A 24696-nucleotide genomic window follows, 5' to 3' on the forward strand; every position below is an offset into this window, starting at 1 on the left:
GGTGGCTTCGCGTGTCTGGGCGGCTATCGTCGGTACTGCACGGCCGGTGTGGGCCAGATTCTAGGTCGCCAACCGATTTCTCGACGCGCTTAGCCCAGTGGGGCTGTAGAGCAGGCTGTCTTGTGCATCGGGCAGGCAAGAACAGCATTAATCTCTATCCCCGCCGTGCTCCACGCGGCGGGTTGGGTGGAATCAAAATCGTTTCCCTTCAACGCGGTTTGCCAGTCATGGTGCAAATCGATGGTTACCGCCCACCGGTCAGCCGTGGAAGCCGCACTCAGGTCGGCCAACGTTTGAGTCTTGAACTCGATGGCCTGCGGTCGATCGAGTTCATAGACGGTGGTTCCCACTGGTCACGCTAAACCGATAGGCCCGTGCGTCCAGTCCGGAGGCCAAGGTCACCGCTTGCCTGATCCCGTCGTTGGTGGCTGCCATGAAGAAATCGTCGAAGAATCGCGTGTGCACACCCATCATGTCGCTTATTCACGCTATCCTTTCTTCTAGTTCTTATCGACCTCTTCCAGATCCAATTCGCCGCTTATCATGCGAGTGAAAAGCCCACACCGATCGCACGTAACAGCGGTTCCGCAAATAGGTCATCGAACAGTGAGTTGACTGCTCGGCTTGCCAGTGCGCGTCCCGCCGCAACACCGATTGCGATAGCTCCCATGTTGGTGGCCAAACCCCAGGTGTCGTCGTCAGTGTATGCTATAATTGCTCCCTCATCGTGTGGTCCGGTGTGATGGTTAGTATTTTAACTTAAGTTCCGGTGCAAGTGTTATGTCCTGTAATTAAACGCGCCGCTGGGCGCTAACATGGAATTCTAGTGCTTATGCGGCATTATTATTCTGTAGCAGCGATCCGTGACGCTGAGGCACCGCTGCTGGCCAGCTTGCCCGACGGTGTGTTGATGAAGCGCGCGGCCTACGGGTTCGCCAGTGTGATCGTCCGCGAATTGGTCGTCCGCACCGGCGGGGTTACCGGCCGCCGGGTGTGCGCAGTCGTCGGCTCGGGCGACAACGGTGGTGATGCCCTGTGGGCGGCGACCTTCCTGCGCCGACGCGGTGCGGCGGCCGACGCGGTGCTACTGAACCCGGTCCGTACCCACCGCAAGGCCCTGGCGGCGTTTCGGAAAGCCGGTGGTCGTATCGTCGAAAATGTTTCGACAGCAACCGATCTCGTTATCGATGGGGTGGTGGGCATATCTGGATCAGGCCCGTTGCGACCGGCGGCTGCCGAGGTGTTTGCGACTGTCACAGCTGCGGGGATTCCGGTAGCCGCCGTCGACATTCCCAGTGGGATTGACGTGGCGGCCGGGACGGTCAGCGGCCCTGCTGTGCACGCCGCGCTGACCGTCACTTTTGGCGGGCTCAAGCCTGTGCACGCGCTAGCCGACTGCGGCGACGTCACGCTGATTGATATCGGGCTCAACCTGCCAGACTCCGACATCTTGGGTTTGCAGGCCACTGACGTGGCTGCGCGCTGGCCGGTACCTGGCGCTCACGACGACAAATACACCCAAGGCGTGGTCGGCGTGCTGGCCGGCTCGTCGACCTATCCGGGTGCGGCGGTGCTGTGCACCGGTGCGGCTGTCGCGGCTACCTCCGGCATGGTCCGCTACGTTGGCAGCGCGGACACCCAGGTGCTCGCGCACTGGCCCGAGGTTATTGCGTCGCCCACTCCGGCGGCGGCTGGGCGGGTGCAGTCCTGGGTAGTCGGACCTGGGCTGGGTACCGATGCTACCGCGGCAGCGGCGCTGTGGTTCGCGCTGGACACCGACTTGCCCGTGCTCGTCGATGCTGATGGGCTGACCATGCTGGCTGCCAACCCTGACCTGGTGGTCAACCGCAACGCACCGACGGTGCTGACTCCGCACGCCGGTGAATTCGCCCGGCTGGCCGGGACTCCGCCGGGTGACGATCGGATCGACGCGTGCCGCAAACTAGCCGACTCCTTCGGTGCCACCGTGCTCCTGAAGGGCAATGTCACTGTCATCGCCGAACCCGGCGGCTCAGTGTATCTAAGTCCGGCCGGACAGTCCTGGGCGGCTACCGCCGGATCTGGCGACGTGTTGTCCGGCATGATTGGTGCGCTACTGGCTGCGGGGCTACCGGCGGCCGAGGCGGCTGCCGCCGCAGCTTTCGTGCACGCACGCGCGGCAGCGCTGTCGGCCGCTGACCCAGGGCCTGGTGGTGCGCCCACGTCGGCGTCCCGCATGGTGCCGCACATACGAGCTGCCCTGGCGGCCTTATAGCAGCAACGGTCAAACGAAAAGGAGCCGTAATGTCCTGCAGTCACCCGCCTGTCCCCGTGTACTCGATCGTTCTTGGCCTACACCGGCCGTATGTTCACGACGCCGGTGCCCGCCCTGCGGCTGCCCAAAGAATCTATAGATCCTGAGGCGGCGTACCGCTTCATCCATGACGAGCTGATGCTCGACTGCAGCGTACGGTTCAACCGGGCCACTTTCGTCACTACCTGGATGGAATCCCAAGGCCGGGAAATTGATGGTCGAGACGTTCGACAAAACATGATCGAGAAGGATAAATATCCGGTGATCGCGACCATCGAACAGCGCTGTGTATGCATGGTGGCTGACCTCATTTTTACGTCGAGGGGGTCAGCGACGATGATCCGTCCAGCGTTGCGGGGCCTCATTTTGAGGCCGTCGACGAGGACATCATCGGCGCCGCAGTTATCCTCAGCACCTACGTGCACTGACGAACTCCAATCTGTCGCGAAGATCGGTGCGGCGTTCGATAAGCTGACAGCTGATGGGGATGTGGATGCTCCAGTACACACGTCGATGCCGCCAGCGGGGGCGTCGTAGTGCCGTTCTTGCATCCAGCGCTGAAGTGAGATTTCCGGCTTTCCGGATTGATGTCGATCAACGTCAGCGGCCACAAGTATGGGCTCGCCTACCCCGGTGTGGGATTTGTGGTCTGGCGCAGCGACGAGTGCTTGCCCGATGACCTGGTCTTGCGAATCACCTATCTGGGCGGCGATATGTCGACGTTTACCTTGAACTTTTCCCGCCCGAGAAACCAGGTGGTTGGTTAGTACTACAACTTCCTGCAGCTGGGCCGCAAAGTCATGTAGGCTTTGTCGTTGGCGGCACGGTGGGTTGGGGTAGCAGTTACGCGACAGCGACCGTTTTAGGCTAACCTCATATGGTTTAGGTCATCCTGATGGTTAGCTTCCGGTTTGTCCCAGATCGAAGGCACGTCGAGTTCGTTCTCTCCTAATGAGCTCTGCATTTTCGGTTGTTAGGCACTTGCCTACATCATACTCGACAACGCCACCGACGTATTCGTGCTGCGCGTCGTAGTCCGGAAAGGGCTCTCGACCGACCTGGTATGGCATGGCACGATGATGCCCGCACCGCGTTGGCCCTTATCTGGGCAAGCTCAAGCCCGGTGGATACGGCCGTGCTTAACACTTCGCGCACTGAGCGCTCACACTGCCGAAATCCTGGGCCCGAACAGGTCTGGGACAATGGTCGCTGTGGCTGTTACACCGATATCTCTGAGGCCGGGTGTCCTGGCCGAGGCCGTGGTGGACCTGGGAGCTATCGACCACAACGTGCGAGTGCTGCGCGAGCATGCTGGCAGCGCGCAATTGATGGTTGTCCTCAAGGGTGACGCCTATGGCCATGGGGCCACTCAGGTGGCCCTCGCCTCATTGGCGGCTGGTGCGGCCGAGCTGGGGGTGGCCACTGTCGACGAAGCGCTCGCATTGCGCGCGGGCGGCATCCGCGCACCGGTGTTGGCCTGGCTGCATCCACCCGGCATCGATTTCGGACCCGCGCTGCTGGCCGACGTGCAGATCGCGGTGTCCTCGGTGCGCCAGCTCGACGAGTTGCTGGATGCGGTACGTCGGACAGGCCGTACGGCGACGGTAACCGTCAAGGCCGACACCGGGCTGAACCGCAACGGCGTCGCCTCCGACCAATACCCGGCGGTGCTGAACGCGTTGCAGCGGGCTGTCGCCGAGGGAGCTGTCCGGCTGCGCGGGTTGATGTCGCACCTGGTGTACGCCGACCAGCCCGACAATCCCAGCAATGACGTTCAGGACAGGCGTTTCGCTAACCTGCTCGCCCAGGCATGCGAACAGGGTGTGCAGTTCGAGGTGGCACATCTGTCGAATTCATCGGCCACGATGTCTCGTCCCGACCTAGCCTACGATCTGGTCCGGCCTGGCATCGCGGTGTACGGCCTTAGTCCTGTGCCTGCTCGCGGTGATATGGGGCTAATACCCGCGATGACGGTGAAATGCGCTGTCTCGCTGGTAAAGTCGGTTCGCTCTGGCGAGGGCGTGTCATACGGACACGCCTGGACTGCGCAGCGTGATACCAATTTGGCACTGCTGCCGATCGGATATGCCGATGGTGTGTTCCGGTCACTGGGCGGCCGACTGGATGTGCTGATTAACGGCAAGCGCCGGCCTGGCGTTGGACGGATTTGTATGGACCAGTTCGTCGTCGACCTGGGCCCGGGACCAATCGATGTGGTCGAAGGCGATGAGGCCATCTTGTTCGGGCCCGGAGCCAACGGCGAACCTACCGCGCAAGATTGGGCTGATCTGCTCGGAACCATCCACTATGAAGTGGTCACCAATCCACGCGGGCGGATCACTAGAACATACCGTGAGGCCCAAACCGGTGACAGGTGACAAAACCAGCAGGCGTCGGAACGGCCGGGCTTGGCTTGCGGGAGGCGCCGGGTTGACTGCGGTCGCCACTATTGTCGGAGCCTCGACGCGACGATCGATATCTGAACGCGTCAGTTCCCGCGAAGATCCTTATTTCGGAGAGGATTTCGATAGGATTGATGACGATCGTCGTTATATGGTGACCACTCCCGACGGAGTGGCGTTGGCTGTGCGCGAGGCAGGAACGATGGACGCACCGGTGACAATGGTCTTCGTCCATGGCTTCTGTTTGCGTATGGGAGCCTTTCACTTTCAGCGGAAGCGACTCAGCGAGCGATGGGGACCATGCGTGCGCATGGTCTTCTATGACCACCGCGGGCACGGCCAGTCCGATGAAGCCACCTCGGAGACTTACACGCTGACCCAACTGGGCAAGGACCTTCAAACAGTGCTGCAGACTGTCGCGCCGCATGGGGTGATCGTGTTGGTCGGCCATTCGATGGGCGGCATGACGGTGTTGTCACATGCTCGGCAGTTTCCCGAGCAGTACGGAAGCCGGATCGTCGGCGTCGCCTTGATTTCGGCTGCCGCAGAGGGAGTAACGCGATCACCACTGGGTGAGATCCGGAAAAACCCTGCGCTGGAAGTTGTTCGGCTCACTGCCCGGCTGGTGCCTAAGCTGATGCACCGTGGCCGCGCCGCGTCACAATCACTGCTTGGCCCGATTCTGCGGGCCGCGTCCTATAGTGATCTGCGGGTCAGTCAGAACCTACAAGCGTTCTCTCAACGGATGATAACCGACACACCAATCACTACTGTGGTGGGCTTCCTGCGTGCTCTGGAACTGTACGATGAAACTGCTGGTCTGTGGGCGTTGCTTAAGATCCCGACCTTGATTGTCTGCGGTGACCACGACCTGCTTACCCCGGACGAGTGTTCCAGGAAGATGGCGGCCTTGTTGCCGCTATCGGAACTGATCATTGTCACTGGGGCCAGTCATTTAGCGCTGCTGGACAAGCCTGAAGCCATCAACGACGGGCTAGTCCGACTGGTCAACCGAGCTGTTCCAGGCAAGACGGCGCTGCGGTACCGGCGATTCCGGGAACGGTTCCAGCGCCATGGCTGAGCAGAGGCAGGGGACGGCGACGCTTCCTCGCGTCGAGGACACCGTTGCGCTGGGGTCTCGGTTGGGGGCACAGTTGCGCGCGGGTGATGTGGTGGTGCTCTCCGGTCCGCTGGGTGCTGGAAAGACTGTGCTGACCAAGGGTATTGCTGCAGCAATGGATGTCGACGGCCTGGTCATCTCGCCAACCTACGTGCTGGCGCGGGTGCACCCGCCGCGACGGCCCGGCACCCCGGCGATGATTCACGTCGATGTCTACCGGCTGTTGGACCACCGCGATGCTGACCTGTTGGGTGAGTTTGATTCACTAGATCTCGACACTGATCTCGCCGAAGCGGTGGTGGTGGTGGAGTGGGGTGAGGGCCTCGCCGAACGTCTCGCCACGCGACACCTCGATATCCGTCTGGAACGGGTCAGCCACTCCGACGTGCGGATCGCGACTTGGCAGTGGGTTTGTTCGTGAGCCTGATCCTTGCCATCGACACCGCCACCCCGGCTGTCACCGCCGGCCTGGTGTGGGGCCAGGGCCCCGACTGCGTGGTGCTGACCGAGCGGATCACCGTCGGCGCCCGTGCACACGCCGAACGGCTCACTCCGAACGTGCTGGCCGCACTGGGTGATACCGCGCTGACGATGGCCGATCTCGACGCGGTCGTAGTGGGCTGTGGCCCTGGCCCGTTCACCGGTCTCCGGGTGGGCATAGCGACTGCCGCCGCTTACGGGCATGCGCTGGGCATACCGGTGCATGGCGTGTGCAGTTTGGACGCCATTGGTGTGCGAACCACCGGCGACACGCTGGTGGTCACTGATGCACGTCGCCGCGAGGTTTATTGGGCTCGATATCGAGACGGAGTTCGCACCGCGGGCCCGGCCGTCAACGCTTCCGCTGATGTCGATCCCGGCTCGGCGCGGGCGGTAGCCGGCTCGCCTGAGCATGCGGCGCTGTTCGATCTACCACGGTGTGAACCAGTCTATCCGACGCCAGCTGGTTTAGTGGCCGTGGTGTCCGACTGGTCAGTGTCTCCGGTCCCACTGGTGGCGTTGTATTTGCGTCGGGCGGATGCCAAGCTTTTGGCGGCTCACCGATGATCTGCGCAGATGACGATGAAGAGCGTAGCGACGGGAAGGAGCGGCGTTAATGACTGTCGACAATGAGCTCATCATCATTGGTGCGTTGACGCCCGCTGACGTTGACCGGTGTGCCGAGCTGGAAAGCCAGCTCTTCGACGGTGACGATCCATGGTCAGCGGTAGCGTTCGACCGCGAACTGGCCGGCTCGTATAACCGTTACGTGGGCGCACGCACCGTCAACATGCTCGTCGGTTATGCCGGCATTGCCCGCTTGGGCTGCACCTCTCCGTTTGAGTACGAAATGCACACCATCGCTGTGGACCCAGCATACCAGGGATGCGGTATTGGCCGTCGACTGTTGGCCGAACTACTGGAATTTGCCGGTGGCGGTGCGATTTACTTGGAGGTCCGCATCGATAACCAGGCCGCCATAGCGTTGTACCGCAGTGTCGGATTCGAACAGATCGGTCTGCGCTCCCGCTACTACCGAGCCAGCGGCGCCGACGCTTACCTCATGCGGCGGGTGGGGGCACCTCCCGCTTACAAGGGAGCACAATGACGATCTCTGCTGTGCCCGGTACAATTATCTTGGCCATCGAAACCTCTTGCGATGAAACCGGGGTCGGCATTGCCCGCCTCGATACCGACGGTACTGTGACGTTGTTGTCTGATAAAGTGGCGTCCAGCGTCGACGAGCACGTTCGGTTCGGCGGTGTGGTGCCCGAGATTGCTTCACGGGCGCATCTAGAGGCGTTAGTTCCTACCATGCGCCGCGCGTTCGCAGCTGCAGGCCTGACCGGTGCGGCGAAGCCAGACGTTGTCGCCGCCACGATAGGGCCGGGGCTAGCTGGTGCTTTGCTGGTGGGGGTGGCTGCGGCTAAAGCGTATTCGGCTGCCTGGGGAGTGCCGTTCTATGCTGTGAATCACCTGGGTGGGCACTTGTCCGCCGACGTTTACGAACATGGACCGTTACCCGAGTGTGTGGCGCTACTGGTGTCTGGAGGTCATACTCATCTGTTGCATGTGCGTTCGCTCGGGACGCCCATCGTCGAGCTGGGCAGCACCGTTGACGATGCCGCCGGTGAGGCGTACGACAAGGTGGCGCGCCTACTAGGCTTGGGCTATCCAGGCGGCAAGGTACTCGACGAACTGGCTGTTACCGGCGATCGGGATGCCATTGTGTTCCCGCGCGGAATGACCGGACCGATGGACGACCCGAACACGTTCAGTTTCTCGGGGCTCAAAACTGCCGTCGCGCGATATGTGGAGAGTCATCCCGACGCGGCCACCGCCGATGTCGCCGCCGGGTTTCAGGAGGCCGTCGCCGATGTGTTGACCATGAAGGCAGTGCGTGCAGCGAGAAGGCTCGGCGTTTCGACTCTGCTGATCGCCGGGGGAGTGGCCGCCAATTCGCGGCTACGCGAGCTAGCAACGCAACGGTGCGCGGCGGCGGGATTGACGCTGAGGATCCCAAGGTCTCGGCTCTGCACTGACAACGGGGCGATGGTCGCTGCATTCGCCGCGCATCTGTTGGCTGCTGACGTGCCACCGTCACCGCTGGACGTGCCCAGCAACCCGGGTCTTCCGGTGGTGAAAGGACAGGTTAGTTGAGCTAGACGCGTTGACAGCCAGGAAGCAGTAGGCCGGCCTTGAGTGCTAGCACTCGCATGTATAGAGTGCTAGGTGGCAATCGGCCAAACCCCTGTGTCGACACCCGCGACGACGACGCGAGGGTGCGGGTGATTGCTGAATCACCTGGTAATTCGGTCGGTTCGGGGCAAGTCCTGGACCGACTGTCAAACGCGGGTCCTGGCGAGTGTCCCGGATCCGCTACCAACACAGTCCGGGGCACAGGTCCCGGGCCCGATCGAAATAGTGGAGGGCTCCAATCGTGGCGAAGGTGAAGATCAAGCCACTCGAGGACAGGATTCTCGTGCAGACCAGCGAGGCCGAGACCACGACCGCGTCCGGTCTGGTCATTCCTGACACCGCCAAGGAGAAGCCGCAGGAAGGCATCGTTGTCGCAGTCGGCCCCGGCCGGTGGGACGAGGGAGGCGCGAAGCGGATCCCGGTGGAAGTGGCGGAGGGTGACATCGTCATCTACAGCAAGTACGGCGGCACCGAGATCAAGCACAATGGCGAGGAATACCTGATCCTGTCGGCACGCGATGTGCTAGCTGTCGTGTCCAAGTAACGAACCGTGTTCCGCCCCGGAGATCCCCGTGCTCTACCCGCGGGTGATTTCCGGGGCGGCACGTGTTTTAAAGGAGCCTAATGAGCAAATGGATTGAATACAACGAAACCGCGCGTCGTGCCATGGAGGTGGGCATGAACAAGCTTGCTGACACGGTGCGGGTAACACTGGGGCCGCGCGGCCGACATGTGGTGCTGGCCAAGGCATTCGGCGGGCCCACCATCACGAACGACGGCGTCACTATTGCGCGTGAGATCGATCTTGAGGACCCATTCGAGAACCTGGGTGCACAGCTGGTGAAGTCGGTGGCCACCAAGACCAACGACGTCGCCGGCGACGGTACCACCACCGCGACCGTGTTGGCGCAAGCGCTGGTCAAGGGAGGCCTGCGCATGGTCGCTGCCGGCGCCAACCCGATCGCCGTGGGTGCTGGCATTAGCAAGGCTGCCGACGCAGTGTCCGAGGCACTGCTGGCGGTAGCCACCCCGGTGGCCGGCAAGGACGCCATTGCGCAGATTGCGACGGTCTCCTCGCGCGACGAGCAGATCGGCGTGTTGGTCGGAGAGGGGATACATAAGGTCGGCACCGACGGCGTCGTCAGTGTCGAAGAATCGTCGACGCTGAACACCGAGCTGGAGTTCACCGAGGGTGTCGGTTTCGATAAAGGTTTCCTGTCGGCGAATTTCGTGACCGACTTCGACTCGCAACAGGCTGTTCTTGACGATCCGCTGATCCTGCTGCATCAAGAGAAGATCAGTTCGTTGCCTGACCTACTGCCGATGCTCGAGAAAGTCGCCGAATTAGGCAAGCCACTACTGATCGTCGCCGAAGACATTGAGGGTGAGGCATTGGCGACGCTGGTCGTCAATTCAATTCGCAAGACGCTCAAGGCGGTTGCAGTCAAGTCGCCATTCTTTGGCGACCGACGCAAGGCTTTCCTTGAGGATCTGGCGATTGTGACAGGTGGTCAGGTGATCAACCCCGACGTCGGCTTGATGCTGCGTGAGGTGGGTACCGACGTGCTAGGTTCGGCCCGTCGTGTGGTGGTCAGTAGAGATGACACGATCATCGTCGACGGCGGCGGCTTAAACGACACGGTAGCCAAGCGGGTCAAGCAGCTGCGGGCCGAGATCGAGGCCAGTGACTCGGAATGGGATCGCGAAAAGCTGCAGGAACGTGTGGCCAAACTGGCCGGGGGCGTGGCTGTCATCAAGGTGGGGGCCGCCACCGAGACGGCGCTGAAGGAGCGCAAGGAAAGCGTCGAAGACGCCGTCGCGGCAGCGAAGGCAGCCCTCGAGGAGGGCATCATCGCAGGCGGTGGATCGGCGCTCATCCAGTCCGGTGGAGCGCTCAAGCAATTGCGTGTGTCGCTAACCGGGGACGAAGTCCTAGGTGTCGATGTATTCTCCGAAGCGCTCAAGGCGCCTCTGTACTGGATCGCCACCAACGCCGGGTTGGACGGCTCGGTTGTGATCGACAAGGTGAGTGGACTGCCGGCCGGACATGGACTGAATGCCAGCACGCTGAGTTATGGCGACTTGGCCGCTGATGGTGTCGTTGACCCGGCCAAGGTCACTAGGTCAGCGGTACTCAACGCGGCCTCGGTGGCGCGGATGGTGCTCACCACCGAGACGGCGGTAGTTGATAAGCCGGCTGCTGAGACCGGCGATCACCCCGGCCACGGTCACCATCATCACTAAGTGAGCGCATAAACGAAGCACCCCCAGCCTAATACGCTGGGGGTGCTTCGTTTTTCGGTACTAGTACATCGGGATGAGCCTTAGAGATTGAAGAGCACCCGTGATTCGTCCGGCCACTTCACGAAGACCGCCATCTTGCCTCCTGTCGCCTCGACGTATTTGCGAAGAGTGTCGACACGACTGGTGCCCAGCTCGCCATGTTCCATCTGAGAGATACGGTTCTGGCCAACACCAATAAGCCGCCGGCGAGGTTCGTCTGTGTGAAGCCTGCAGCCTCGCGAAGCTTACGGAGGCGATACGTGGGCGACCTTGCGGCCCATCTGCGCTTTGATCGCGCCGGCAGTGGTAGCTCCCTCGGCGTTGGTGGCGCGACGCAATGCGCCGGTCAAACCTCGGCGCAGCTGTTGTATTGTGGCGATCGATAAGTGATTTTGATGCGCTGGTCGTCATTGGTTAGACCCGACAGGGTACTGCATACCAGACATCCCGTGGTGCTCAGCGGGCTGGCGAACTATGCTCAGATGTGGTCGAGAAACGCATGTACGTCCGCCACACCGGCTTGGCCATAGCTCTAGCGGGGCGAACATGTCATCGGCCCATGCCAGATATCACGCCAATACTGCTTGAGGATGTCGGCCTTGGTCCCAAGGGACCGGTAAAGCGTCGAGGGGGATAGCGAGCATCTCTTCTGGCTGGTCGCGTCGTAGCATTGGCTCTAGAACAGCTAGAGCAGCTCGGTAAGCGTGCGGTTCCAGTCGAGCTGTACGGAGCCCGTCCAGGACCTCGACCTTCTCAACCGATATGCGGAGTGTGCCGTCAGTCGCGGCATGCGGCAGATACGATCAGCCGCCGGCAATTTGAGGTTCACCGAGAAGCACTTAGGGATCCCGACCGATTTTCTTATCCCTGACGGTGCAATAGTTGCGCGCAAGTGTGGCCTAACACGCCGACGCTCAATGGGCCGGCGGATGAACTTCTCAAGCGCGCCACTGAGTGACGGTCAAAGTGTTGGAAGCGTAGCTCGGTTTGGGACAACAACCCACAGTGCGTGTGGGCTGTCATTCAGCACAATGAGATGGCGTTACTTAACCAACCGCTGAAATGAGACACCCCATGGCTTTACCTGTAATAGCTGGTACAGCTATTATGATGTGTATTGGCATATTGTTTTCGGTGTGACCAACCTAGCACTGGTGTCGGTGCTGCCTAGTGAGTTCCCGCCTGTGCGTATAATGGATACAGTTTGGACCGGCACTGTCAGCGTCCAGGACGACTTGACCACTTCAGCTGCGTTGTGCTATGGGGTGGTCATCGTTGATAAGCGATAAGTTGTCGACGTTCGCGTAGACTCGCGTTGTGCAGAGCTAGTCGAGGCTAAAACTGTTATGAGACTCCACTAATCCTCAATCGGCCGCACAATCCCCGATCGCTGGTTTTGGCGATGTTGTGGCCGCGGTCAACTGGGCAGCTAAACAGCTTGCCGATGTCTAACTTGTCATCCAAGGTGGTTAGGCTCCATCCCCGACTTGTTCGGTGCCCACCTCACTGACCCACGTCGTTTTGGCCAAACTAGCGCGACTCGATCAGACATGCTCGACCGGATTCGATGCGACAAAACTGCGCGCCTGCTATGGCCCAGGGTGCGTGCTTTATTGCGTTAACTCTCCCCTAACTCTATCCAGTGGTGCTAAGAAACCTGTGGTGATCGCGTCTAGGCAGTATGACACTACCGACGAATCCACGCTGCATGTGGTGACGGGACGACGACTTAGGCAGCTGTAGCCGGAACCGGTCCAAGCCAGGTTAGGCGCTGCGAGGGATGCTGCGGGTGCGCCCGAGAGTGTCCTTGAGTAGTAGGTCGCGCTCAGATTCGGACAAACCGCCCCAAACGCCGTAGGGTTCGCCGACATCCAGCGCATGAGAACGACATTTCTCGATCACCGGACAGCGCCGGCACATCTCCTTAGCGCGCTGCTCGCGTTGCGTACGGGCGCGGCCACGCTCCCCGTCGGGATGGAAGAACATCGACGAATCAGCACCGCGACACAGGCCTTGCAGTTGCCAGTTCCAGATGTCGGCGTCGGGCCCAGGTAGTTGCTCCGGCTGTGGCATTACTTCTTCCCTCTCTGTACGGCACGCCCAAGGGGAGGGTGGGTTCGCGAACGTGCGCGCCTGTGAACATTGATTTGGAGTGGCGTCACCGATGACTACCGGACAACGTTAGACGGTAGGTGGGTTGACTAATTGCAGTCAATAGTTGTCCGCCGCGGCGAAATGTGTAAGCGTTGCGAAGAAATTAACGCCGCGTTCATCTGCGACGTTTTCGCTGAACTTAAAGCCCGTTAACGGAGGAGCCTGTCGATGCTGAGATCTTCCCGGTCATGGGCCTTTGTTTAGGTGTCAGTAATTAGGCTATGGGTGGTCCGGCGTAATATTTCGGTAACGCAGACACCACATAAATTTTACTAATGACCTCGGCTATCATTGTGGTTGAAACTGGTCACACTTCGGCCGTTGAGCTAACGCTTACTGTCGCTGCCTTTGGAAACCAGCCGGGTCGGTGGCCGTTGCCGACGGCAACCACACCCCACCAACTGTGGTTGCGAGCCGTTGCAGCTGGCGGGCAAGGTCGCTACGGCAGCGCCTACCGCGACCTGACAGTGTTACGACGTAGCGTCCAAGTTGGGCGGTTGGCCTCTCTTGCGCACAGTACGCACGGATCGTTCTTGCGCCAGCTTGGGTGGCACACGCTGGCGCGGGGCTGGGACGGTCGCGCTCTGGCGCTAGCCGGCACCGATTCCGAGGCTCGTGCCGATGCACTGATCGGGTTGGCGGCTGACGCGCTCGGTGTCGGCCGTTTGGCTGCCGCGACGACGTTGTTGACGTGGGTGGATTCGGCGCTAGCGTCGGCTCACTTGCCGGACCAGGTGGCGGATCGGCTGGCGGTGCGCCGGCGCTGGGTGGCTGCCGAATTGGCGATGGTCGCCGGTGATGGGACGACTGCTGTGCACCACGCTGAGCAAGCGGTTGAATTGGCCCGGGCTGCGCAAGCTGGGGGAGTCGTTTCGGCGCGGCACCAGGTCAAAAGTGAGGTCGTGCTGGCTGCCGCCCTGTGCAGCGCCGCTACGACTGAGCGTGCCTGCGCCGTCGCCGAGGCAGCGCTGGCGGTCACTGACCGCTTGGGGCTGATACCACTTCGCTGGGCACTGGCTTGCTTGTTAATCGATATCGGCAGTGTCACGTTGAGCCCACCGGAGTTGGCCGAGCTTCGCGATGTCTGCGCAGGCCAGGTGCGGCGCGCCGGTGGAACCTGGCGTACAGGATGAAACGGCATCTGGCCGTTATTGTCTAGCTGTGTCTTAGCCCGGTATGTGTCCGGACCGTAACGTTGGAGAGACCGTCGTCAATGACAATTGCAGGAGGATGTCTTGACGCTGTAGTGGCGGAGGCCGTGGCTGGTGATCGGAATGCACTTCGGGAGGTGCTGGAGACCATTCGCCCGATCGTCGTGCGATATTGCCGCGCACGAGTCGGTACGGTTGAGCGGGGTGGCCTGTCAGCTGACGATGTGGCACAGGAGGTTTGCTTGGCGGCTATAACCGCGCTGCCCCGCTATCGGGACCGGGGACGCTCGTTCTTGGCCTTTCTGTATGGCATCGCCGCCCACAAGGTTGCCGACGCCCGTCGGGCTGCCAGTCGCGATCTTGTCTACCCAGCCGAAGCAGTTCCCGACCGCCGGTCGGTCCATGCGAGCCCGGAGCAGCTGGTCATCGAAGCCGATTCGATCACCCGGATGAACGAACTGCTCGAGATTTTGCCTGCCAAGCAGCGCGAGATCCTTATCTTGCGTGTGGTTGTCGGCTTGTCCGCTGAAGAGACTGCCGCCGCGGTCGGCAGCAGTCCTGGAGCGGTCCGGGTGGCCCAGCATCGCGCGTTGTCGCGGTTAAAATCCGAGATTGTTGCGGCAGGTGACTATGCCTGAATTTGGCTATGCGCTTCCGGACCAGCCGGCTTTGGATGAGGTGACCCGCGTCGATCTGTTTCTCGACGCGCTCGCTGAACGGCATTCGGTCGACTTCGACGATCCCCGCGATGACATGTTGGCAGCGTTACTGGCGGACTGGCGTGACGACTTGAGGTGGCCGCCAGCCAGCGCATTAGTTTCCCCAGAGGAGGCCGTCGATGCGCTCTGCACCGGAATTGCGGGGCGCCGGCGCACTCGTCGCGGTCTGGCAGCGATCGGATCAGTGGCGGTGACGCTTTTAGTTCTGAGTGGGTTGGGTGCCGTGGTGGCCGACGCCCTTCCGGGGGAGGCATTGTACGGTCTGCATACGATGTTTTTCGACACACCGCGGGTCAACAACGATCAGATTGTGCTGTCTGCCAAAGCTGAACTGGCCAAGGTTCAACAAATGATTGTTGAAGGTCAATGGGAACAGGCGGAGAGTGAGCTGGCTGAGGTAAGTATTAGCGTGCAATCGATGGACGACGATAGCCGCAGAAATGACCTTATGAATGAGGTTAATCTGCTGAACACGAAGGTTGAGACGCACGACCCGAACGCGATGTTGCCGGAGCCTGAAACGTGGCTAACCGTGCCTGCCGTCTCATCTATGTTGACTACCACACCTCCGTCGGCGACCAGTACAATCGCCCCTACGCCGCCTGGTCAGTCTGCAAGCTAGTGGTCGATTCCACTGACAGACTAGTTGCTACGCCTTAGTCAAAGCGTCTGTCCTTAAGTCATTTAATGACGCTGGTGATAACCATCCGCGTCGGATGTCGCTTCGTTTAGTGAGGCATCGGCGTATCCCCGGCAATAATCCCACGTGACATAGGAGTCCGGTTCGGGATCATAAGCCGGTTCATGCGGACGGACGGTGCCGTCGATCAGTAGTTGCAGCAGGTTGGCGCGCAACATATCCCAGTCGTGATAATGGTCTTGCTGACACTCGTCGCAACACACCGCCAACCCACGAATTCCCTTATGAGCCAATAGCGCCTTGTAAACGGCCAGGTCGGCCAGGTCGGCTTCGACTGCAATCCGTTCCTGCTGGTTTAGCGGCCGACCAGGTTCTACATCGTCGAGGGCCGTTGAAGGGTCGCAGGGGTCGTCGGCAAACGGGTCGGGTGGCAAACCCGGCGGGAGGTGGTCACGCACTCTTCTAGCCTACGCAGGTAGGCAGTAATAACGCCAGCAGCCAAGACCGGTGTTGTTGCATCACCGGTGCAACACCCGGCCAAGCGAGCCCAGGTGATTGGCAAGCCGGTAGGATAGATCTTCTCACTCCGCATGCGTCTGGAGGGCCCCACCGATGACCCGTGGCATGTCTAACCTAAAAGAAAGTTCTGACCTCGGTGCTAGTTCGTATCTGCGTGTCGGTGGCCTGATGGACGACGCAGCCGTGACCGGTGGTGACAATCCATATAAAGTGGCTATGCTGGGATTGACATTCGACGATGTCCTGCTGTTGCCTGCGGCTTCCGACGTAGTGCCGGCCACCGCGGATACCTCCAGCCAGCTGACCAAGAAGATCAGGCTCAAGGTGCCGTTGGTCAGCTCGGCTATGGATACTGTTACCGAGGCGCGGATGTCCATCGCGATGGCACGGGCCGGTGGCATGGGTGTGCTGCACCGCAACCTGTCTGTTGACGAACAAGCCGGACAGGTCGAGACGGTGAAGCGGTCCGAGGCCGGCATGGTCACTGACCCGGTCACCTGCCGGCCGGATAACACCTTGGCCCAGGTTGACGCGCTGTGTGCCCGGTTCCGGATCTCCGGGTTGCCGGTGGTCGACGATTCCGGTGCGCTGGTTGGCATCATCACCAACCGCGACATGCGGTTTGAAGTTGACCAGTCCAAGCAGGTTGCCGAGGTGATGACCAAAGCACCGCTGATCACAGCTGCTGAGGGTGTCAGCGCCGCTGCGGCATTGGGTCTGTTACGGCGAAACAAGATCGAAAAGCTGCCCGTTGTTGACGGCCGTGGGCGGTTGACCGGGCTGATCACCGTCAAAGATTTCGTCAAAACCGAACAGCACCCGCTAGCGACCAAAGACAGTGATGGCCGGCTGCTGGTGGGTGCAGCCATCGGTGTCGGCGGAGATGCCTGGGTTCGTGCGATGATGCTGGTCGACGCCGGTGTCGACGTGTTGATCGTCGACACCGCGCATGCGCACAACCGGCAGGTGTTGGACATGGTCGGCAAACTTAAGGTCGAAATTGGCGACCGTGTCCAGGTGATTGGCGGCAATGTCGCCACCAGGTCGGCAGCGGCAGCTCTGGTGGAAGTTGGCGCCGATGCGGTGAAGGTCGGTGTAGGGCCCGGGTCAATTTGCACGACCCGCGTGGTGGCCGGTGTCGGTGCGCCGCAGATCACCGCGATCCTGGAAGCCGTAGCGGTGTGCGGACCAGCGGGTGTGCCGGTCATCGCCGACGGCGGATTGCAGTATTCTGGCGATATCGCCAAGGCGCTGGCCGCCGGCGCCTCGACGGCCATGCTGGGCTCGTTGTTGGCCGGCACTGCTGAGGCGCCAGGCGAGTTGATCTTCGTCAATGGCAAGCAGTTCAAGAGCTATCGCGGCATGGGGTCGCTGGGCGCCATGCAAGGTAGGGGCGGAGGTAAGTCGTATTCCAAGGACCGTTATTTCGCTGACGACGCCCTGTCTGAAGACAAGTTGGTTCCTGAGGGTATCGAGGGTAGGGTGCTGTTCCGTGGTCCGCTGTCATCAGTGATCCATCAGCTGATAGGCGGTCTGCGTGCCGCGATGGGTTACACCGGCTCACCCACCATCGAGGTGTTGCAGCAAGCGCAGTTTGTCCGGATCACGGCGGCCGGGCTCAAAGAAAGCCACCCACACGACGTCGCGATGACCGTCGAAGCCCCCAACTACTACGCGTGTTAACGTCCTAAATGGTTGAGATCGGGATGAGCCGCGTGGCTCGTCGGACGTATGAGCTCAGCGAGATAAGCATTGTACCGTCGCGTCGTACTCGTTCGTCGAAAGACGTGTCGACGGCGTGGCAGCTCGATGCCTACCGGTTCGAGATCCCCGTGGTGGCACACCCGACTGATGCGTTAGTGTCGCCGGAGTTCGCCATCGAGCTGGGCCGGCTCGGCGGGCTGGGTGTACTCAACGGTGAGGGACTGATCGGCCGCCATGCCGATGTTGAGGCCAAGATCGCGCAGTTGATTGAGGTTGCGGCAAAAGCGCCCGAACCCGCAGCGGCGGTCCAGTTGTTGCAGGAGCTGCATGCTGCGCCGTTGAACCCGGACCTGCTGGGTTCGGCGGTTGCCCGGATCCGTGAGACGGGAGTGACCACTGCGGTGCGGGTCAGCCCGCAAAATACCCAGGCGTTGACGCCGGTGTTACTCGCAGCCGGAATTGACCTGCTGGTCGTTCAGGGCTCTATCGTTTCGGCCGAGCGCGTGGCCAGTGACGGTGAACCGCTGAACCTGAAGACGTTCATCGCTGAGCTGGACGTTCCGGTGGTTGCCGGCGGTGTGCTCGACCACCGCACGGCGCTGCATCTGATGCGTACCGGCGCTGCCGGCGTGATCGTCGGCTACGGCTCTACCAGCGGGGTCACCACTTCCGACGAGGTGTTAGGTATCAGCGTCCCGATGGCTACTGCGATCGCCGACGCCGCCGCCGCGCGGCGCGAATACCTCGACGAAACCGGCGGCCGCTATGTGCACGTGCTGGCCGACGGTGATATACACACTTCTGGCGAATTGGCTAAAGCTATTGCCTGTGGTGCCGACGCGGTGGTGCTGGGTACCCCATTGGCCCAAAGTGCCGAGGCACTCGGCGACGGGTGGTTCTGGCCGGCCGCCGCGGCACACCCGTCGTTGCCGCGCGGGGCGTTGTTACAGACCGCTGTCGGTGAGCGACCGCCGTTGCAGCAGGTTCTGCATGGACCTTCCGACGATCCATTCGGCACTCTGAATCTGGTTGGTGGCCTGCGTCGATCCATGGCCAAAGCCGGCTATTGTGACCTCAAGGAATTCCAAAAAGTGGGCCTGACCGTCGGCATCTGAGGTTCAGCCGTCGAATGTATGGCTATCCGCAGGCTAGTGTCGGAGGCGGGCCATACTGGGGCGATGAAGCCGGATTACGATGTCCTCATCATCGGTTCAGGGTTTGGCGGCAGTGTCAGTGCGCTACGGCTCATGGAAAAGGGTTACTTGGTCGGGGTACTCGAGGCTGGCCGCCGCTTTGCCGACGACGATTTTGCCAAGACGTCTTGGGAGCTGCGTAAATTCCTCTGGGCACCGAAGCTAGGCTGCTATGGAATTCAACGTATCCATCTGCTGCGCAACGTGATGATTTTGGCTGGCGCCGGGGTGGGCGGGGGTTCGCTGAACTATGCCAACACCTTGTACGTGCCGCCGGAACCCTTCTTTGCTGATCAGCAGTGGGCGCACATCACCGATTGGCGCAGCGAGCTGGCGCCGCATTACGACCAGGCACGACGGATGTTGGGTGTGGTGTACAACCCGACCTTCACCGATGCCGACCGCATCGTTAAAGAGGTCGCTGACGAGCTGGGGTGCGGTGACACTTTCGTGCCGACGCCGGTGGGGGTGTTTTTCGGCCCTGATGGTACCCAGGCGCCGGGTAAAACCGTGGCCGACCCATATTTCGGTGGTGTGGGGCCGGCGCGCACCGGTTGCCTGGAATGCGGTTGCTGTATGACGGGTTGTCGTCACGGCGCCAAGAACACACTGGTGAAAAACTACCTAGGTCTTGCGGAATCAGCAGGTGCACAAGTGATTCCGATGACGACGGTGAAAGGATTCGAGCAGCGGACCGACGGGTTATGGGAGGTTCGTACGGTCCGCACTGGCAGTTGGCTGCGCAGGGATAGGCGCACGTATACTGCTGCACACTTGCTGTTGGCCGCCGGCACGTGGGGAACGCAGCATTTGCTGTTTAGAATGCGTGACCAAGGTAAATTGCCTCGTCTGTCGCAGCGCTTGGGTGTGTTGACTCGGACGAACTCGGAGTCGATTGTCGGCGCCGCGACCCTGGAGGTCTCGCCCGACTTGGACCTGACCCATGGGGTGGCCATCACATCGTCGATTCACCCGACGTCGGACACCCACATCGAGCCTGTCCGTTACGGCAAGGGCTCCAATGTGATGGGGTTGTTGCAGACCTTGATGACCGACGGGTCCGGCCCCGGGGGAACCGATGTGCCGCGATGGAAGCAGTTGTTGCATCAGGCCAGCAAGGATCCGCACCGCACGCTTCGGCTGATCAATCCCCGTCAGTGGAGCGAGCGCACGGTGATCGCGTTGGTGATGCAGCACTTGGGTAATTCGATCACTACGTTCACTAAGCGCGGGAAACTGGGCATCCGCTGGTACTCCAGCAGACAGGGGTATGGAGAGCCAAACCCGTCGTGGATCCCGATCGGCAACGAGGTTACCCGTCGTATCGCCGCCAAGATCGACGGCGTGGCTGGTGGCACTTGGGGCGATCTATTCAACATCCCGCTGACTGCGCACTTTCTTGGTGGTGCGGTGATTGGTGACAGTCCCGAGCACGGGGTCGTCGACCCTTATCACCGGGTCTACGGCTATCCGACACTGTACGTGGTGGACGGCGCCGCGATTTCGGCGAATCTGGGTGTCAACCCGTCGTTGTCCATTGCCGCGCAAGCTGAGCGGGCCGCCTCGCTGTGGCCCAACAAGGGGCACAGCGATCAGCGGCCGCGGCAGGGTGAGGTGTATCGTCGGCTGGCCCCGATCGCCCCGGAGTACCCGGTGGTGCCCGCCGAGGCGCCAGGAGCGCTGCGGTGGTTGCCAATTGATCCGGTCAGTGACGTTTACTGACGTCGCTCAGCTGGCGTGACTCAGTGGCGCGGCACTAACTACCCGACTGCGTTCGCCGTGTATGTTGACCGGAACATCTCCCATCCAGGTAACTCGATGTATGAGGAGCGGCTGGTTGTCGTAGTCGTCGATTGCTTGGTGCTGTGTTGCCCGGCCGTCTTAGACGGCGATGTCGCTCGGCTTCCAGTTCTTGTGGATGGTGTTCTTGAGCATGGTGCTTTGTTGCTGCATCAACTTCAGCAGCACGCGTGGTTCGCGGCTGCTCAGACTGACGAAGCCGCGCAAAAGATTTCCCAACAGCAGCATGGGCTCACCGGTCTCCGGGTGCACCCATATCACTGGGTGTTTGGTCCGGAAATCTGGGTTGTCGGAACTCCCGCTGCGCGTCAGGCATCAATTCAACCGATTTGGGAGCCATGTAGTCGTAGTGGTTGGTGTGCAATGCCAACAGGTTGTTGACCAGTAATTTGATCAGTTCGGGCAGGTCATGGTAAGCGGCCGCGGTGGAAGTCCATAGCTTCGACTCGCCCGTAATTGGGCAGGGTGACCGTGTGTAGGATCAAGGCCGCAGGGTAGTTCGCCGCGAAGGTGACATCGGTGTGCCAGCGTGCCACCTTGCCGTAGTCGGAGTTGATCGGCGTGATTGTCGGTGCATTGTGAGCGGCGAGGACAGCGGCGGCCAGGTGGCTGACTATAGAGTGCCCAGCAACTTCGCGAACGCAAGATGCTTTTGGTCGTTAAGGTGGTGTTGTCTGCGGAAGAAGATCACCCTGTAGGCTATTAGTACCTGGTGGATCTCTCCGTTGGTTAACCGTGTCAAGGTCATCGCCTAGGTGCACTCTAGTCGATTTGGCCCCCGGTCAGAATGTTCAACTTGGGGACGTTTAGCATGTGTGTAATCTCTTGCTAGCCTATGCAGTCATATGACTACACCTTTGGCAACCCACTTGTGCAAGGCACCCAACCGGACGTGAAGAGGTCGTGGCGGCAATCTTTGGAGGCCGCTACCGGCTTGTTTGCCGAGTGCGGTCCGGCCGCGACATCGATCCGCGATATCGTCACCCGATCGAAGCTCAGCCATGGCCTAATGTTTCTGTACCTGGGAAGTTAGTCGGTGCTGTGTTCGGTCACCTGGGGATGACGCTGACCGGTCTGCTTGCACTTCGTGGTGTCGGATGACGTCGTCGAGCGCACGTTTAATCGGCATATATGGGTTCTGGCCCGAACACTACTCGACGGCTATCCGGCGAGACAGCTACAGCAGCCTTTTTCCAACGTTGCGGAGCCTCTCTGTGACATGCGGCTACGCCACAGCAGCGATCGCAGCGCATGGCTGGCAGTCGCTAATGCCATTGTGCTGTAATTTGATTGCTGACAGGAATCGATGACCTGACCGACGCATAGCTGTGCACACCGAAGTAGCTCGGATGGTCGAGTCACACCGACTATCAGCGACTTCTGGCCCGTGAGTATACTAGCTTGCGGGCCGGCGGCTGTCACGAGGCAACAGGAGTAGCTTCTGGGCTCGCACTGCGATGGTCAAAGGTGAATCCGGTTTCAGTGTGAGATTTCTCCGGCATTCCGGGTGGTCAGTTCACCGCCGGGGTCGTCGTGTGAGATGTAGGTGATGTTGGCATGCCTGGCGTCCACAGTCAGCCTGAAATCGCGCCACCGCAGTCGGAATCGTAGGCACGAGATGCCATCGGGCAGTTGGGGATCGATAGACAGGATGTCCTCGTCGTTGCGCAGGCTACCGAAGCCCCCGACCGGAGCCGTCCACGCACCAGCGAGTGAGGCCATGTGCAACTCGTCACGTGTATTGCGATGCCGATCGCGCAAGTCGGTCAGCGTAGTTTCATAAGCATAGTTGTGAGCTCACTTTAGATGCCCGACCCGGTGCATATCGCCGCCTGTGCGCACGCACGCCGACATCAACGAGTCGCGCACCACGCATCGTTCGTAGTAGTCGACGTTGCGCGCCTTCTGTTCAGGTGTGAATGCATAACTCTGTCACTGCATCGCCAGCACCAAGCCGGTCTGCTTGATCACTTGCGTGTGATATAGCAGCACGTAGGTTTCGTGAAAGAGCAACGGGTATGGGGTGTTAGATTCAAAATCCCACTCCGCAAAGGTGGTGAACCCTTCACACTGCTGATGTACACTGGATTCCTTGTTGTGCGAAATGTTGGCGGCGTTGGCCGCGTAGCACCAGGCGGCCATATTCTTCGGTCGTTATATCCATTGCTTCTACCGCTTTGGGATGGCGCAGGCATCGGCGGCAGTGGTTAGATTCGTGAACACGTTGTCATGGACCACCGCTGTGTACTTGTCGGGACCGGTTACTCCATCGAGGCACCAGGCGCCATGCCGTTTGTGGTACTCAAGTGAGAGCCACAACCAGGCCGTCTCGCTGAGCACCGCAAGACCGCACTCTTCCTCCAACGGATGATCGCCGGTAACAATGCGGTACCGCTCGAAGGCCATCGCGATGTCGGCGTTAATGTGCCACGCTGTTGTCCCCGTCGGCCAGTACGCCGAGCACTCCTGCCCGTGGATGGTTCGTCAACAAAAGCTGGCACCGTCGAGCCCAAATTCGCCTGCTCGCTCCTTGGAGAGTTGCAATGTCGACGCACGCCACAGCAGCGGGTTGGCAACCACATGCGGCGCGATGTAGGTAAGTATCGGCAACACGAAACCCTCGGTATTCCGTAAAGGCGTGGCCGGTTCCGCGGTGAGTCCCTTGCTGGGGGTCGCGCGCCGTTCAACGCGCACTGGCCTGCAGCAATTAAATAACCTGAGCGAATCATGGTGTTTCGATTTAGACGCCAGCGTGGTCCTAAAAGCCGTCGAAGTAGGTCCGTTGCCAATTAGCAGTCCTGACCATCCGCTGCAACGGGTGGTGTGTAGCGCCGTGGCAGCCTGGTTACGCAGTGTCGTACGGGAGCGCAGACTGGACCAACTGTACTCTAGTTAGTTAACGATACGCAGCGTTTGCCCTGGGCGCAGCCTGCAGATCACGGTGGTCCGAACCAAGTCTGAACACGCGTCGGCGGTGATCTCGACTAGTCCGGGCACTTCCGATTTTGTGATCCATTCCGGCGGCCATCGTGAGGGAGCCGACCTAGGTCTGGGGCATAATACAGTACATTGTGCTCGATAGTTTCGTGTTTGATGGCTTCTAGCAAGTTCTCCAGAATGTCCGATATCCGCGGGTCGCCTGAGATCTCGAGTTGGTCCTTGTTAGTAACGAACTTGGATTGCACGGTCACGCGCGTGAATTCGTCCAGCACTTTGGCGATGTATTCGATAGTTGCGACACTGCGGTGTGTCAGCTATATCAAGCGGGTGGACACCACCTTGACTTGTTTGCTCGTCGGCGCGTGCCAGTTCGTGCAGCAGTCAGCGTCCCGGTGCGCAGATCGAAGACCTGCTCGTCGGATATTGCTTCGCCATAGCGGACGTCGAACGACTGAACAGACGCAAAATCTTGTCGTTAGTAGACGTCGACGACGGTCTGACTGGCCTCACGAATACCCGCATCTGGCCTCGGCGTACGGGCAGCGATCCAATTTGATATGAGGAATTCAGATAGGTGCCCGTCAGGCCGTATAGCTTGCCCTCGTCGAGGTTGCTGCGCAACCTGATGTGCCCATTGGACAAGGTTCCGATTGGGCTAGCAGGTTCAGGTCGAGCTGGGTCGAGAATTTGTCAGGGCTCGACGGGAAGAGATCCTCTTTAGTGATCGTCGGGGATGATGCTCTGCAGCATTGTGGCGGGGTCGATGACTATCATGTCGGTGCAGTGCCTCGGCCTGGCCCACCCGGTCTGTGCGATTGATATGCACCCAAGAAGTCGAAGTTACCGGACTGGTTGGCCTGCACGCCGGACAATGCGTCCTCGAAAACGGCGGTTGTGTTGGGAGCGACGTTGAGCAATCTCGCTCCGCGCAGGTACGAGTCGGAGGCCGGTGTGTCGGTGGTGTGCTCTTCACGCAGGGTGACGCTGTCCACTCACTGCTGGACAGACCGGGCTAGTCTAGTGAAGTGGTATCGGCTTTGTCAGTCAGCTAGTGTCCTGCGCCGGGAATGCGTTGAATATATGACGTTGAGGGGCTCGA

At 60.5% G+C, this 24696-nt stretch carries 21 protein-coding genes and 8 pseudogenes; 18 read left to right on the forward strand and 11 right to left on the reverse strand.

The genetic code is table 11. The annotated features are described in order from the left end of the window. Positions 1–89: 89 nt before the first annotated feature. The 3 genes from MUBE_RS08970 to MUBE_RS19020 form a co-directional block, all read right to left on the reverse strand. Entirely contained in the window at positions 90–350 is a 261-nt protein-coding gene (locus MUBE_RS08970) for a class I SAM-dependent methyltransferase (RefSeq protein ID WP_116540260.1), read from the reverse strand. Further along, a complete protein-coding gene (locus MUBE_RS20260; protein WP_116540261.1) occupies positions 331–474 on the reverse strand; it encodes a class I SAM-dependent methyltransferase in 144 nt (47 codons plus the stop codon). Before MUBE_RS20260 ends, MUBE_RS08970 begins: the two co-directional genes overlap by 20 nt. Positions 475–541: 67 nt before the next feature. Further along, a complete protein-coding gene (locus tag MUBE_RS19020; RefSeq protein WP_279386706.1) occupies positions 542–670 on the reverse strand; it encodes a hypothetical protein in 129 nt (42 codons plus the stop codon). Between the two features lie 162 nt (positions 671–832). Between MUBE_RS19020 and MUBE_RS08980 the strand changes: the two genes are divergently transcribed. The 10 genes and pseudogenes from MUBE_RS08980 to groL all read left to right on the forward strand — a co-directional run bounded on the left by MUBE_RS08980 (position 833) and on the right by groL (position 10738). Continuing rightward, positions 833–2254, forward strand: coding sequence for an NAD(P)H-hydrate dehydratase (locus MUBE_RS08980; RefSeq protein ID WP_116540262.1), 1422 nt, complete (start codon positions 833–835; stop codon positions 2252–2254). Between the two features lie 29 nt (positions 2255–2283). Beyond that, positions 2284–3436 (forward strand): annotated as a pseudogene (locus tag MUBE_RS08985) (pyridoxal-dependent decarboxylase). 68 nt (positions 3437–3504) lie between these two features. Further along, on the forward strand, positions 3505–4671 hold the full coding sequence (alr, locus tag MUBE_RS08990) for an alanine racemase (protein ID WP_116540276.1): 1167 nt from the start codon (positions 3505–3507) through the stop codon (positions 4669–4671). 52 nt (positions 4672–4723) lie between these two features. Then, a complete protein-coding gene (locus MUBE_RS08995) occupies positions 4724–5776 on the forward strand; it encodes an alpha/beta fold hydrolase (protein WP_243632961.1) in 1053 nt (350 codons plus the stop codon). After that, entirely contained in the window at positions 5769–6236 is a 468-nt protein-coding gene (tsaE, locus tag MUBE_RS09000) for a tRNA (adenosine(37)-N6)-threonylcarbamoyltransferase complex ATPase subunit type 1 TsaE (RefSeq protein ID WP_116540263.1), read from the forward strand. The genes MUBE_RS08995 and tsaE overlap by 8 nt, the downstream gene beginning before the upstream one ends. After that, a complete protein-coding gene (gene tsaB, locus MUBE_RS16350; protein ID WP_207801683.1) occupies positions 6233–6862 on the forward strand; it encodes a tRNA (adenosine(37)-N6)-threonylcarbamoyltransferase complex dimerization subunit type 1 TsaB in 630 nt (209 codons plus the stop codon). Before tsaE ends, tsaB begins: the two co-directional genes overlap by 4 nt. 49 nt (positions 6863–6911) lie before the next feature. Beyond that, positions 6912–7403, forward strand: coding sequence for a ribosomal protein S18-alanine N-acetyltransferase (gene rimI / locus MUBE_RS16355; protein WP_207801684.1), 492 nt, complete (start codon positions 6912–6914; stop codon positions 7401–7403). Beyond that, entirely contained in the window at positions 7400–8455 is a 1056-nt protein-coding gene (gene tsaD, locus MUBE_RS09010) for a tRNA (adenosine(37)-N6)-threonylcarbamoyltransferase complex transferase subunit TsaD (protein ID WP_116540264.1), read from the forward strand. Before rimI ends, tsaD begins: the two co-directional genes overlap by 4 nt. 280 nt (positions 8456–8735) lie before the next feature. Beyond that, complete coding sequence (groES, locus tag MUBE_RS09015; RefSeq protein WP_116540265.1) at positions 8736–9038, forward strand: co-chaperone GroES; 303 nt, start codon at positions 8736–8738, stop codon at positions 9036–9038. A gap of 80 nt (positions 9039–9118) precedes the next feature. Further along, the gene (gene groL / locus MUBE_RS09020; RefSeq protein ID WP_116540266.1) at positions 9119–10738 is read left to right on the forward strand and encodes a chaperonin GroEL; all 1620 of its coding nucleotides are present in this window, start codon (positions 9119–9121) and stop codon (positions 10736–10738) included. Positions 10739–10818: 80 nt separating this feature from the next. Here the strand turns inward: groL and MUBE_RS19455 are convergent. Next, positions 10819–11058: pseudogene (locus tag MUBE_RS19455) on the reverse strand (helix-turn-helix domain-containing protein). A 1483-nt stretch (positions 11059–12541) separates the two neighbouring features. After that, complete coding sequence (locus tag MUBE_RS09030; RefSeq protein ID WP_116540267.1) at positions 12542–12850, reverse strand: WhiB family transcriptional regulator; 309 nt, start codon at positions 12848–12850, stop codon at positions 12542–12544. Between the two features lie 374 nt (positions 12851–13224). Here MUBE_RS09030 and MUBE_RS09035 point away from each other — a divergent pair, with 374 nt between their 5' ends. The 3 genes and pseudogenes from MUBE_RS09035 to MUBE_RS09045 all read left to right on the forward strand — a co-directional run. Then, a complete protein-coding gene (locus tag MUBE_RS09035; protein ID WP_165849790.1) occupies positions 13225–14064 on the forward strand; it encodes a hypothetical protein in 840 nt (279 codons plus the stop codon). Positions 14065–14144: 80 nt separating this feature from the next. Further along, on the forward strand, positions 14145–14720 hold the full coding sequence (locus tag MUBE_RS09040) for a sigma-70 family RNA polymerase sigma factor (protein WP_116540269.1): 576 nt from the start codon (positions 14145–14147) through the stop codon (positions 14718–14720). Beyond that, positions 14713–15405 (forward strand): annotated as a pseudogene (locus MUBE_RS09045) (anti-sigma-D factor RsdA); the annotation flags it as partial. The gene MUBE_RS09040 and the pseudogene MUBE_RS09045, both read left to right, overlap by 8 nt. A gap of 80 nt (positions 15406–15485) precedes the next feature. On the opposite strand, the gene MUBE_RS09050 reads toward MUBE_RS09045, so the two are convergent. Continuing rightward, positions 15486–15899: a DUF5319 domain-containing protein gene (locus MUBE_RS09050; RefSeq protein ID WP_116540271.1), complete on the reverse strand. Its 414-nt coding sequence runs from the start codon at positions 15897–15899 to the stop codon at positions 15486–15488. 154 nt (positions 15900–16053) lie between these two features. On the opposite strand from MUBE_RS09050, the gene guaB reads away from it, so the two are divergent. The 3 genes from guaB (at position 16054) to MUBE_RS09065 (ending at position 20579) form a co-directional block, all read left to right on the forward strand. Beyond that, complete coding sequence (gene guaB, locus MUBE_RS09055; protein ID WP_116540272.1) at positions 16054–17643, forward strand: IMP dehydrogenase; 1590 nt, start codon at positions 16054–16056, stop codon at positions 17641–17643. A gap of 8 nt (positions 17644–17651) precedes the next feature. Continuing rightward, the gene (locus MUBE_RS09060; protein WP_116540273.1) at positions 17652–18779 is read left to right on the forward strand and encodes a GuaB3 family IMP dehydrogenase-related protein; all 1128 of its coding nucleotides are present in this window, start codon (positions 17652–17654) and stop codon (positions 18777–18779) included. A 63-nt stretch (positions 18780–18842) separates the two neighbouring features. After that, complete coding sequence (locus tag MUBE_RS09065; protein ID WP_116540278.1) at positions 18843–20579, forward strand: FAD-dependent oxidoreductase; 1737 nt, start codon at positions 18843–18845, stop codon at positions 20577–20579. A 6-nt stretch (positions 20580–20585) separates the two neighbouring features. On the opposite strand, the pseudogene MUBE_RS09070 reads toward MUBE_RS09065, so the two are convergent. Next, positions 20586–21479 (reverse strand): annotated as a pseudogene (locus MUBE_RS09070) (TauD/TfdA dioxygenase family protein). 81 nt (positions 21480–21560) lie between these two features. Here MUBE_RS09070 and MUBE_RS20265 point away from each other — a divergent pair. After that, positions 21561–21939 (forward strand): annotated as a pseudogene (locus MUBE_RS20265) (TetR/AcrR family transcriptional regulator); the annotation flags it as partial. A 197-nt stretch (positions 21940–22136) separates the two neighbouring features. On the opposite strand, the gene MUBE_RS17915 reads toward MUBE_RS20265, so the two are convergent. Both MUBE_RS17915 and MUBE_RS17920 read right to left on the reverse strand, forming a co-directional pair. Next, positions 22137–22379, reverse strand: coding sequence for a glycosyl hydrolase family 65 domain-containing protein (locus MUBE_RS17915; protein ID WP_243632964.1), 243 nt, complete (start codon positions 22377–22379; stop codon positions 22137–22139). Positions 22380–22589: 210 nt separating this feature from the next. Next, positions 22590–23351 (reverse strand): annotated as a pseudogene (locus MUBE_RS17920) (hypothetical protein). Between MUBE_RS17920 and MUBE_RS17925 the strand changes: the two are divergent. After that, on the forward strand, positions 23311–23553 hold the full coding sequence (locus MUBE_RS17925; RefSeq protein ID WP_243632965.1) for a hypothetical protein: 243 nt from the start codon (positions 23311–23313) through the stop codon (positions 23551–23553). The pseudogene MUBE_RS17920 and the gene MUBE_RS17925 overlap by 41 nt on opposite strands. On the opposite strand, the pseudogene MUBE_RS20270 reads toward MUBE_RS17925, so the two are convergent. Further along, positions 23444–24322: pseudogene (locus tag MUBE_RS20270) on the reverse strand (glycoside hydrolase family 65 protein); the annotation flags it as partial. The gene MUBE_RS17925 and the pseudogene MUBE_RS20270 sit on opposite strands and share 110 nt — an antisense overlap. A gap of 50 nt (positions 24323–24372) precedes the next feature. After that, positions 24373–24589, reverse strand: a pseudogene (locus MUBE_RS09085) (hypothetical protein); the annotation flags it as partial. Positions 24590–24696 lie beyond the last annotated feature (107 nt).

This window comes from Mycobacterium uberis (assembly GCF_003408705.1).
GTDB classification, from domain to species: domain Bacteria; phylum Actinomycetota; class Actinomycetes; order Mycobacteriales; family Mycobacteriaceae; genus Mycobacterium; species Mycobacterium uberis.